We start from the raw sequence: 11,223 nt of genomic DNA on the forward strand, positions 1-11,223 counted from the left end.
GACGCTTCAATTGCGGCGCCTGAAGAACCGCTCCATGACCTGATGACGCAGTGGGCGGGAGTCGTCGTCTGCTCCCGCGACCCAAAGCGCGGCGCGCCTCAAGGTGGCATGGGCGAAGTCGAACCGCTTGAGCGTGGCGTTCATCTTGTCGGCGAAGCGATTCAGGAGTGGTGGGGAGGCCGAGCCTGTCGCGCGAAGATGGAGTTCCTGCCTGTGGGCCCGGCCGAGCTGCATGCGGAGTGCGCGCTCCGGGTGGAGCGGCAACGCAGGGTGCTTCTGGCACAGGTAGGCCATCTGCGCATGACGGTCATTCACTCGCATGCTGCGGGTCATCGAGTCCGGACGCAGCCGGTACAGGAAGAGTGGTTCCGGGATGACGGAGCCCGCGAGCCCTCGCTCGGCCAGGGAGCAGAAGACGTCCCAGTCTTCATAGGCCGTAAGCCACTCGTCGTAGCCGCCGATTTCTTCGATGCGCTGTCGCTCCATCAGCGCGGTGCAGGTCGAGGCCACGTTCTCCGCGAGGAGCGCGTCACGCTCGGTGCCCCAGGGAATCCATCCGCCCACGGGCTGGTCCGGCGACTCGACGAAATAGGAGACGAGTGACGTGACGTAGGCCAGCCCTGGGGTGCTGTCCATCACCGCGACGGCTTTCTCCAGGAAGGTGGGCTGGATGAGGTCGTCCGGGTCCAGCGGGAGGACATACCGGCCCCGTGCCGCGCGCAGACCGGCGTTCCTGGCCGAGCTGAGCCCTCCGTTGGGCTTGCGGAGGATGTGGAGGTCTGGCTCGTGGAGCGTCTCCAGCACGGCCCGGCTCTCCGAATCCGTCGAGCCGTCATCCACGAGGATGATTTCGTAGTCCGTGAAGGTCTGGGCGCGAATGGACCGCAGCGTCTCGGGGAGGTAGCGCCCCATGTTGTAGTAGGGCACGAGGATGGACACGTACGGTGTGGCCGAGTCCTTCTTCCTGGTCGCGGCGCTGATGGGGCCCACGTGACGATGGCGCCGCGCATCCGCCACTGCCGCTTCGAACTGGCGGACGATGCTGGCGGGAGCGCAATAGGCAGCGATGCGCGCTGGCGCTGTCTGCCGGACGGCTTCTTGGAGCGCCGGTGTGGACAGGGCTCGCTCGAGCGCGCGGGCAAGCCGCGAAGCATCGTCGCTCCGGAACAGCAAGCCGCTCTGGCCGTCCTCGATGAGTTCGGCGTTGCCCCCTCCATCGCTGCCCACCACGAGCGCTCCTGCGGACATGGCTTCCATGCACACGTGGGAGAAGTGCTCCCAGCGAGAGGGGATGCAGCACACGGTTGCTTCGGCGAGCGCCGACGCGAGGTCTGCCCCCTCGAGCGGAGGTGCGAAGTGGAACCTGTTTCGCCAGGCGGGGGCGATGCGCTGGTCCAGCCACTGTCGCAGGGAGCGGCCGAACGGGCCGGTGCGCGTGTCAGCCCCGATGAGCCGGACCTCCGCGACGACGCCTTGCTCGAAGAGCACCTGCATGGCTTCGACGAGAAGATGCACGCCCTTTCGGTACTCCAGGTCTCCGACGTACAGCACCTGGGGCAGTCCTTCGTGGGAACGCGGGGATGAGCGGTGCTCCCGGCGTGACGCGAACGGAGGTGGAATCACGACGCCGGTGCGCTTCAGCTCCAGCCTGATGCGGACTCGCTCCATGGCTGGTCCGGAGGGAGACAGCACGAGGTCCGCTTCACGGATGGACGTGTCCTCCATGTGCTCGCGCTGGGCGATGTCCATGTCGAGCGTGGCCACTCTGTTGAGCAGCAGGCGGTCGTGGGTGGAGTCGTGCAAGCGCACCGCGAGGACCGCTGGCTCGAAGTGCCCCAGCGTCCGCCGGGCGCGCATCGCGAAATAGCCCTCGCCTGCGTCGTCGGGGAACTCGATGACGTCGAAGGGATGACGCGCGTTGAGTTCCAGCAGGCTTCTGTACGCCGCCCACGCATGCCGAAGGGGGGCGTGTGGAAACGCACCCTTGAAGTCCACCTCTCGCTCATCCACCGCGTGCAGGTGCACGCCGGGGAGGTAGGACACGGCCCGCTGCCAGTCGGCATGCGCCGCCGTCAAGACATGGACCTCATGTCCGGCCTCCGCAAGCGCCCGGCTCATGGTTGCCACGTAGGTCGCGATGTCGCCCCTGTCGAAGGGGGCGAGTTCTTTGGAGACGAGGCAGATGCGCAAGGACCGGACCCTGGACAGAGGAAAGCGTCGAACGGCTGGGGAATACACCCGAACGGCCGCCTGCCTCAACGCTGCCCCTGAGTCACATGCTCATCGCAGGTCGAGGCCGGAGGCGTTCGCGCATCCTCCTGCGGGACCCGGGTTCACGAGGATGACGTGCCGAGGTCCCGTGCCCTGGTCGTCACCGGCCGCGCTTGCGTGTCCGCTTGGATGACGCGGCAGGCGTGGGCACTTGCTGCTCTGTCTTGACGGGTTCGGTGCGGGTGCCCGTGGCTTCGAGCTTCGCCAGCCTGCGCTCCAACTCCTTGCGCCATGCGGCCTGGGCACGGGCCTGCTCACGCTGAACGTCGTGCAGGGTGGCCAGCGCGTCGAGGATGGACTCGTTGAACTCCACCTGCTTGCGCAGCACTTCGTTGATGAAGGGCTGGAAGGTGAGGCGGAAGGCGCGCTTGGCCAGGACGAGCGCCGTGCCTGTGAAGCCTCCCCGGTGGGAGGTCGCCGGTTCCGCGTAGCGGCTGTCCATCTTCCCACGCGCCTCCTGGAGCAGCGCGGGCCAGGGCGCGGGCGTGGGTGGGCGGGCCGCCGCCTCCAGCGTCTGGCGAAGCGCTTCCTGGGCTTCATCGGGGGGCGTGGGCAGTTGCTGTGTTTCGCGTGCCACGGCTTCGGCCGTGGGGCTGCGCGTGATGAGGTCTTCAGGTCGCACGTGGGAGGACTCCCGTTGAAGCCAGCGTCGTGAGCAGTGCCTGCAATGCCGTCTCGACCTGAGCCGGCTCCTCCACCACCAACCTGTCACCCAGGTGCTCCTGGGCGGATGCGAGCAGGGCCGACTGGCTGGCAGGTGCACAGACGCCCCAGGCTCGCGCGGAGACATGGGGTAGCAGTGTCTGCGCAGACACCGTGTCCGCGCTCAACAGCACCACAGGCGCGCTCGAAGCCCGCACCGCCGTCTCCATCGCGGAGGACCCCGGTAGGGCCGTCCTGGGGTTCGAGTCCACCGGTTGGTCCGGCGTGAAGTGCGTCACCGCGACTCCATCGTCGCTGATGGGCTCCAGCGTCAGGGACGCGTCCTCACCCCACGGGCGCAGGGCAAGCACCCGGGCACCTGGCAGGCGCTCCGCCACCCGGCGGGCCAGACGCGAGGCCGGCTCCTCGGGCCGTACGGTGAAGCCTGGGCAGACGAGTTCCACGGTGGCCGTCGTCGTCGTGGCCACCGGGGGCCGCGGCGCCGTACTGGAGCAGATGTCTTCGAAGGCCACGCGGACCTGTTCGGCTACGGCCTCCTGCGACAGCTCGGCGATGCGTTCACGTTGCGCGGTGATGACCTGCGCGCGCAGCCCGGCGTTGCGGTCCAGCACGGCGAGCAGCTTCGCGACCTCCCGAGGCTCGTCCGAGCGCGTGGCGAGCCCCGCGCCGCCCATCGTCTCCGGCAGGGCGGCGGCGCCATAGGCCACCACGGGAACGCCCCGGTACATGGCTTCCAGCAGCGGCACGCCGAAGCCCTCGTGGCGGCTCATGGAGAGGTATGCGGACGCCGTGGCGAAGCAGGCGGAGAGCTGCGCGGCGCTGACGCGTCCCAGGAAGCGGACCTGCTCGGCGCCCAGCACGTCCTTCAACCCGTGCAGATAGGCGCCGTAGGCCCCATCCCGGTGCAGGTAGCCCGCGACGACGAGCCGGCTGCGGGGCTGGTAGAGCCGCTGGTACGCGGTGAAGACGCGCAGCACGTCATCTACCTTCTTGCTGGGCACCGCGCGGCCCACGAAAAGGATGTTGGACATGCCGTCGTCCAACTCGGCCTGGAGCGCCGGGTCCGGCGCCGTGTCGAACGCCGCCCAGTCGATGGCGAAGGGCAGCACCGCGACGTTCGGGTAGCCCGCGGCGACCAGTTCCTCGGCGCTGAATCGCGAGTAGGCGAAGGCCGCTTCGACGTGGGGACGCAGCGCCAGCAGTTCATCCCGAGCGGCGTCACATGCGGCGGCGACTTTCCGCTCGAAGCCCTCGAACAGCCTCGCGGGCGTCACGTTGTGGTAGACGAGCACCTTGCGGCCTGGGCTCTTCGCGATGCGTGGCACCATCCGCGACTCGAAGCTGTGATGCACCAGCAGGACGGCGTCGCGGTCCGCTTCTCGCGCGGAGTCGCGCATCGGGCGGACCTGGTCCTTGCATGCGTCGTCCCAGGCGTCGGCGTAGATTTCGGAGGCATGGCCCCAGCGGCGCAGCAGGCCCTGGAGATAGCGCACCTGATTGCCCACGGCGTCGCCCCAGGCGAGCCGAGGGAGCACCTGGTGGATGGCGGGAAGCCCGGTCCGGCGGGGAGGGGGGCGCGGTATGCTCACGACCGGCTCCCTTACCCCCGTGCTGGGCCGCCCACAAGCCTGGCTTCCCTCGCGCCTTGACGGTCGTGGACCCCTTCGATACGCAGGCGCTCGCTCCGAGCGCATGAGGTCCACGGGACAATGAACGTACTGGTGACAGGTGGCTGTGGCTTCATCGGGTCCAACCTCGTGAAGTATCTGCGCCGTGAGCGGCCTGCCTGGACGGTGGTCAACCTCGACAAGCTCACGTACGCCGGCAACCTGGAGAGCCTGTCCGAGCTGGAGGGCGACCCCCAGCACGTCTTCATCCGGGGCGACATCGGCAATCGCGAGCTGGTGGAGCACCTGATGTCCGTGCACGCCATCGACGCGGTGATGCACCTGGCGGCGGAGAGCCACGTCGACCGCTCCATCCTCGGGCCGGAGGTGTTCGTCACCACCAACGTGCTGGGCACCCAGCAGCTCCTGGAGGCCAGCCGCGCCCGCGGCGTGAGGCGCTTCCTCATGGTGTCCACCGACGAGGTCTACGGCTCGCTGGGGCCCACGGGCGCCTTCACCGAGTCCTCGCCGTTGCAGCCCTCCAGCCCGTACTCGGCCAGCAAGACGAGCTCCGACCTGGTGGCGCTCGCGTATCACCACACGTTCAACCTGGACGTCGTCGTCACGCGCTGCTCGAACAACTACGGCCGCTACCAGTTCCCGGAGAAGTTGATTCCGTTGATGGTGGTGAACGCGCTGCACGACAAGCCGCTGCCGGTGTACGGCGACGGCGGCAACGTGCGCGACTGGCTCCACGTGGAGGACCACTGCCATGCGCTGCTATTGGCGCTGGAGAAGGGCCGGGCCGGCGAGGTCTACAACATCGGCGGCGGGGCGGAGCGGCGGAACATCGACATCGTGAAGGCGATTCTGGGCCTCGTGGGCAAGCCGGAGTCGCTCATCCAGTACGTGAAGGACCGGCCGGGGCATGACCGGCGCTACGCCATCGACCCGTCGAAGATTCGCGCGGAGCTGGGCTGGACGCCCGCGCACACCTTCGAGCAAGGCCTGGCGGAGACGGTGCGCTGGTTCGTGGACCACCCTGCGTGGTGGCAGCGCGTCACGAGTGGCGCCTATCGCCAGTACTTCGAAACGCAGTACCGAACGCGCCTGCAGGGGAGGGCCTGAGCCATGCGCTTCCTCGTCACGGGGTCCAACGGGTTGGTGGGCAGCCGCGTGTGTTCCTTGCTCCACCAGGGCGGGCACCAGGTGGTGGGCCTGGGCCGCGGTGCCCGGCGTACGGGCGGAGCGTATGGCTACGCGAGCGTGGACCTCACGCGCGAGGCGGACGTCGCCGCCGCCGTGGAGACCGCCGCGCCCGAGGTGGTCATCCACTGCGCCTCCATGACGGAGGTGGATGCCTGCGAGAAGGACCCGGAGGCCGCGTACGCGGGGAATGTCACCGCGGCCGCCGCCGTGGCGCGGAGCGCTCGCAAGGCCGGTGCGCACCTGGTGCACGTGTCCACGGACTACGTCTTCGACGGCGAGGCCGGGCCCTATTCCGAGGACGCGATTCCGAATCCTCGCGGCGTGTACTCAGTGACGAAGCACATGGGGGAGCAAGCCGCGCGCATGCTCGCGCCCGGCTGCGCCATTGCTCGCACCGCCGTGGTGTATGGCTGGCCTCCGGTGGAGGGCCGGCTCAACTTCGGTGCCTGGCTGGTGACCGCGCTGGAGAAGGGGCAGCAGGTGCGCCTCTTCGAGGACCAGATTGTGTCGCCCAGCTTCGCGGACAACGTGGCCGCCATGCTGGTGGAGCTGGGGACGCGGCGGCTGGGTGGCGTGTGGAACACTTGCGGCGGAACGGTCATCGACCGGGTGGGCTTTGGCCGCGCGCTGTGCGAGGTGTTCGGGTTCGATGCGAAGCTCATCGTCCCCACCCGCATGGCGGAGCTGAAGCTCGCCAGCCCCCGCCCGCTCAAGAGTGGTCTGCGCACCGACAAGGTGCGTGCCGAACTTTCCGTTCCTCCCTTGGCGCTCGCGGAGTCCTTGTCGCGCTTCCATGCGACCTGGCTCGCGGCTCGGGGACACTGACGTGCCGAGGTGGACATGAAGGGCATCATCCTCGCCGGTGGCTCGGGGACGCGGCTGTACCCACTGACGCGCGTGGTCAGCAAGCAGTTGCTGCCCGTGCATGACAAGCCGATGATCTACTACCCCCTGAGCACACTGATGCTCGCGGGTATCCGGGACGTGCTGGTCATCTCCACGCCGCAGGACCTGCCGCGCTTCCAAGAACTGCTGGGCAGCGGCGACCAGTGGGGCATGCGTTTCAGCTATGCGGAGCAGCCCAAGCCGGACGGCCTGGCCCAGGCCTTCGTCATCGGCCGGGACTTCGTGGGCGCTGACAGCGTGTCGCTGGTGCTGGGCGACAACATCTTCTACGGCCACGGCCTGAGCGAGCTGGTGAAGCGCGCGGCGTCGCGTACCTCGGGAGCGACGGTGTTCGGGTACTACGTGAAGGACCCGGAGCGTTACGGCGTGGTGGAGCTGGACGCGAAGAACCGAGCGGTGAGCCTGGAGGAGAAGCCGCTGAAGCCGAAGTCCAACTACGCCGTCACCGGGCTGTACTTCTACGACAACCAGGTGCTGGACATCGCCGCGGGCCTCAAGCCGAGCAAGCGGGGTGAGTTGGAGATTACCGACGTCAACGCGGAGTACCTGCGACGCGGCCAGCTCGACGTGGAGCTCATGGGGCGTGGCTACGCGTGGCTGGACACCGGCACGCACGAGTCGCTGATGCAGGCGTCGAACTTCATCGAAATCATCGAGCGCCGCCAGGGCCTCAAGGTGTCGTGCCCGGAGGAGATTGCGTTCCGCATGGGATACATCGGCGCGCAGCAACTGCTGACGCTGGCCGAGCCCATGCTCAAGAACGACTACGGCCAGTACCTGCGGGCGCTCGCGGAGAACCGGGGGGCCGTTTCGTGAAGGTGACGCCGCTGGAGATTCCGGACGTGCTGCTGCTGGAGCCCAAGGTCTTCGGTGATGACCGCGGCTTCTTCATGGAGATGTTCCATGCGGCGCGGTACGCGGCCGTGGGCATCCCCGGGCCCTTCGTGCAGGACAACTACTCGCGCTCGGCGAAGGGGACGCTGCGGGGCGTGCACTTCCAGGAGCCGCAGGCCCAGGGGAAGCTGGTGCAGGTGCTGGCGGGCGCCGTGTACGACGTCGCGGTGGACGTACGGCGCGGCTCGCCCACCTTCGGCCAGTGGGTGGCGGTGGAGCTGTCCTCGGACAACCGCCGTCAGCTCTGGATTCCGCCGGGTTTCGCCCACGGCTTCTGCGTGGTGAGTGACTCCGCGGACTTCCACTACAAGTGCACCGCGCTCTACGCGCCGGAGACGGAGCGGAGCGTCGTGTGGAATGATCCGGACCTGGCGATTCCCTGGCCGGTGAGCGAGCCGTTGTTGTCGCCCAAGGATGCCCAGGCCCCGAGACTCCGCGACGCACCCTTGCTTCCGGAGTACGTGGGCTGAACCGTGCCTGGGCATCCGGCTTCCAGCAGCGCTGAGGCAGGTGGAGATGCTCCAAGGGGCTCGCGGCTGGCCTCGATTGCTGTGGCCAGCGCGCTGTTCATGGAGTTCGTGGACTCCACCGCGCTGTCGACCGCGTTGCCCCGGTTGTCGTTGGCGTTCGGCACCGACCCCATCCATCTGAAGCTGGCGCTGACGTCGTACATCCTGGCGTTGGCGGTGCTCGCGCCCGCGAGCGGCTGGGTGGCGGACCGGTTCGGGCCCCGTCGCGTCTTCATGCTTGCGATGAGCGTGTTCCTGCTGGGCTCGGTGCTCTGCGGCTTCTCTCAGTCGCTGACCCAGTTGGTCATCTTCCGCACCCTCCAGGGGCTGGGCGGCGCGTTGATGACGCCCGTGGGGCGCATCATCGTGGTGAGCTCGGCGCCGCGAGAGCGCCTGGTGGCCGCCTTGAGCTGGTTCACCATGCCCGCGCTGGTGGGCCCGCTGGTGGGGCCTCCGTTGGCGGGCCTCATCCTGGGCGTCGCGGACTGGCCGTGGATTTTCTTCATCAACGTGCCCGTGGGCATCCTGGGCATGCTCGCGGTGGCGCGCTTCGTTCCGCCGCTGCACCAGCCGGACCCGGGGCCCTTCGACACGCGGGGCTTCGTGCTCGTGGCCGTCGCCATCACTACGCTGATTGGCGCGGCGGAGACGGTGGGCATCGGGCTGATGCCGCTGTCGTTGCAACTGGGGCTCGCGGCCGTCGCGTTCTTGTCGCTGGGGGCCTACGTGTGGCACGCGCTGCGCGTGGAGCGGCCCGTGTTGAATCTCCGGTTGCTGCGCATCGACACCTTCCGGGCCAGCATGATTGGCGGAACCCTGACGCGCATGGGCCTGGGGGCGTCGCCCTTCCTCCTGCCGCTGCTGTTTCAGGTCGGCTTGGGCTGGACGCCCGTCGAGGCAGGGCTGGTGACCATTGGCGGCGGCGTGGGCGCGCTCGCCTGCAAGTCGGTGGCGCCCTACATCATCCGGCGGTTCGGCTTCCGGCAAACGCTCATCTTCGCCAACCTGACGTCCGCTGTCCTGACCGCGATGCCGGCCTTCTTCCGGAACAGCACGCCGATTCCGCTCATCGTTGGCGTGCTCATGGTCAGCGGATTCATGCGCTCGATGCAGTTCACCGCGATCAATACCGTGGCGTATGCGGACATCCCCCCAGACACGGTGAGCAACGCGTCCACGCTGTCCGTGGTGACGATGCAGATGGCGCTGGGGTTGGGCATCAGCTTCGGCGGGTTGATGCTGCACCTGGCGCGCGGCGCTGGCGAGGCGCCGTTGACGCCGGACCGCTTCGTGCTGCCGTTCATCGCGGTGGGCATCATGTCGTCGCTGGCCGGACCGCTCTATCGCCGGTTGTCGCCCAATGCCGGGGCGCACATCGGGGGCCGCAGGGTGGGGTGAGCCGAGCGGCTCATGTGCCCGAGCGAAGCCACTCCGCGAGTCTTGCGCGTTTCTTCCCGCGAAGGTTCGTAAACAACGTGCTGTCGCTGATGTTCCACGCTGTGCCGAGGCGCCTGGCCGTGCGCGCAACCCAATCAGGAAGTTGCATCAACTCGCATGCGCCAAGTCCCCGGATGTCCTTGTGCAGCTTTTCGTTGTCGAAGCGGGTGTCGCTCCAGGCGTTTCTATCGTGGCCATCCATTCGGGATCTCTGCCAGACACTGAACCAGCGAGGGGTGCGGCTATCCACGTTGATGTTGCAATGATGGACGAGGGAGTTCGTCGCATGGGTGTCCCCAGCAAGAAGGTAGGTTCTGAACCAGATGGCATCCAGCTCACCGAAGCCCAGGTGCCGCGCCAGGTCGAGCGCGGGCGAGCGCGCGCGACGCCCTTGGAGCAGGGCCTCCATTCGCGCGAACAGGTCGTCCATCACGGGGGTGGAGCGCGCGTGCTTGCGCAAGTCCTCCAGACGGTCCAACTCCCAGCCCTGGCTCTGCACGGCCCGCTCCACATGGGGAATGAGCGCATCGACCGAGGCGTCCGATGCATCCACCGTCAGCACGGCCAGCATGTCCAGCGACACCTGCTCACAGGCCACGACAGCGGTCTGGATGGCCTGGAGCAAGGGTGGGGTGCTCGCCAGCACCTGGAACTTTGCTTTGCGCTGCTTCGAGCCCCACGCATAGGTCGTCTCCAGGTCGAGCAGGCCCTGGAGTGCTGCCTTCCAGGCTGCTCGGAGCTCTTCATCGGAGGCTTCTTGGGGGACCGCTTCGCGCAGGAAGTAGGCGTGGGGCCGGGAGTCGGCTTCGAGCCGACCCAGGAGCGCGCGGATGACAGGGGCCGGGAGCTGCTGGCAGGTACGCCCGAATGACCAGAGGGACGCGGGCTGTCCGTGAATGAGGCTCAACGCGGCGTGTGACGCAATGTCGGGGTCGACATCCGCTGGCAGCGTCTTGAGCGTCTTGGTGAACTGCTCCCAGTTCTGGCGGACTGGCGCGCGGAGAATGGATTCCACTTCCGCCACGGTGGGGCGCTGAGGCATTCCCCCGGCTCTACCAGAAACGCCTCGGGCTCACCCGTGACGAAGGTCAACCAAGTGGTTGTTCATTGCCTCGGCCGGGAATATGTTGAACCATGTGGTTTAGCAAGGGCGCCAACCCTCGGATTGAAAGGAAAAGCCATGTCTTCAGCACAGAGCGTCCAGGTTCGCGTCACACGGCGTTTCAGCGCGTCGCCTGAGCGGGTGTTCGACGCCTGGCTCAATCCGGAGATGGTCGGCCAGTGGATGACTGGGCCGACGGTCCGGGACGAGGAGGTGCTGCGGCTCGCCATCGACCCGCGCGTGGGCGGCAAGTTCTCCTTCTTCGTGCGGCGGGCCGGAGAAGAAATCGACCACGTGGGCACGTACCTGGAGATCGACCGGCCGCGCCGGCTCGTCTTCACCTGGCACATCGACAAGGAGGGGGACGAGCTCAGCCGGGTGACGGTGGAAATCACACCGCGCGACACCGGCTGCGAGCTGACGCTCACCCACGAGATGGACGCGAAGTGGGCCGACTACGCGAGCCGGACGGAGCAGGGCTGGGCCACCATGATTGACGTGCTCGTCCGCGTGCTGGCGCAGGGCTGACACTCCGGTCGTCCGTCGCGCCTTGATTTAAAGGTTAATCGCGTTATGCGACTAGAGTCGCCTCTCCCGTCCGGGTTGCACCGTGACAACCAGAGAG

General features: G+C 67.7%; 10 protein-coding genes. 6 read left to right on the forward strand and 4 right to left on the reverse strand.

Going from position 1 to position 11,223, the window contains the following annotated elements; all coding sequences use genetic code 11:
• Positions 1-6: 6 nt before the first annotated feature.
• From FMQ63_RS05290 to FMQ63_RS05300, 3 genes are all read right to left on the reverse strand, one after another.
• On the reverse strand, positions 7-2,238 hold the full coding sequence (locus FMQ63_RS05290; protein ID WP_225909356.1) for a glycosyltransferase: 2,232 nt from the start codon (positions 2,236-2,238) through the stop codon (positions 7-9).
• A gap of 133 nt (positions 2,239-2,371) precedes the next feature.
• Complete coding sequence (locus tag FMQ63_RS05295; protein ID WP_011554610.1) at positions 2,372-2,893, reverse strand: hypothetical protein; 522 nt, start codon at positions 2,891-2,893, stop codon at positions 2,372-2,374.
• A complete protein-coding gene (locus FMQ63_RS05300) occupies positions 2,883-4,523 on the reverse strand; it encodes a glycosyltransferase (RefSeq protein ID WP_011554609.1) in 1,641 nt (546 codons plus the stop codon). The genes FMQ63_RS05295 and FMQ63_RS05300 overlap by 11 nt, the downstream gene beginning before the upstream one ends.
• A gap of 120 nt (positions 4,524-4,643) precedes the next feature.
• Here FMQ63_RS05300 and rfbB point away from each other — a divergent pair, with 120 nt between their 5' ends.
• Genes rfbB through FMQ63_RS05325 form a run of 5 tightly spaced genes read left to right on the forward strand, consistent with a single transcriptional unit; the run spans position 4,644 to position 9,457 of the window.
• Positions 4,644-5,669 carry a dTDP-glucose 4,6-dehydratase gene (rfbB, locus tag FMQ63_RS05305; RefSeq protein ID WP_011554608.1) on the forward strand — a complete coding sequence of 342 codons (1,026 nt, stop codon included), beginning with the start codon at positions 4,644-4,646 and terminating at the stop codon, positions 5,667-5,669.
• A gap of 3 nt (positions 5,670-5,672) precedes the next feature.
• Positions 5,673-6,575, forward strand: coding sequence for an SDR family oxidoreductase (locus FMQ63_RS05310; RefSeq protein WP_011554607.1), 903 nt, complete (start codon positions 5,673-5,675; stop codon positions 6,573-6,575).
• 15 nt (positions 6,576-6,590) lie between these two features.
• Positions 6,591-7,472: a glucose-1-phosphate thymidylyltransferase RfbA gene (rfbA, locus tag FMQ63_RS05315; RefSeq protein ID WP_026113987.1), complete on the forward strand. Its 882-nt coding sequence runs from the start codon at positions 6,591-6,593 to the stop codon at positions 7,470-7,472.
• Positions 7,469-8,020: a dTDP-4-dehydrorhamnose 3,5-epimerase gene (rfbC, locus tag FMQ63_RS05320; protein ID WP_011554605.1), complete on the forward strand. Its 552-nt coding sequence runs from the start codon at positions 7,469-7,471 to the stop codon at positions 8,018-8,020. Before rfbA ends, rfbC begins: the two co-directional genes overlap by 4 nt.
• 3 nt (positions 8,021-8,023) lie before the next feature.
• Positions 8,024-9,457, forward strand: a complete 1,434-nt coding sequence (locus FMQ63_RS05325) for an MFS transporter (protein ID WP_011554604.1) — start codon at positions 8,024-8,026, stop codon at positions 9,455-9,457.
• 10 nt (positions 9,458-9,467) lie between these two features.
• Here FMQ63_RS05325 and FMQ63_RS05330 read toward each other — a convergent pair whose 3' ends face one another.
• Positions 9,468-10,538: a hypothetical protein gene (locus tag FMQ63_RS05330; protein WP_011554603.1), complete on the reverse strand. Its 1,071-nt coding sequence runs from the start codon at positions 10,536-10,538 to the stop codon at positions 9,468-9,470.
• Positions 10,539-10,676: 138 nt separating this feature from the next.
• On the opposite strand from FMQ63_RS05330, the gene FMQ63_RS05335 reads away from it, so the two are divergent.
• Positions 10,677-11,126, forward strand: coding sequence for an SRPBCC domain-containing protein (locus tag FMQ63_RS05335; protein WP_011554602.1), 450 nt, complete (start codon positions 10,677-10,679; stop codon positions 11,124-11,126).
• The last annotated feature ends 97 nt before the right edge of the window (positions 11,127-11,223 follow it).

It is taken from the genome of Myxococcus sp. CA005, assembly GCF_006518205.1.
In the GTDB taxonomy this organism is placed as follows: Bacteria; Myxococcota; Myxococcia; order Myxococcales; family Myxococcaceae; genus Myxococcus; species Myxococcus xanthus.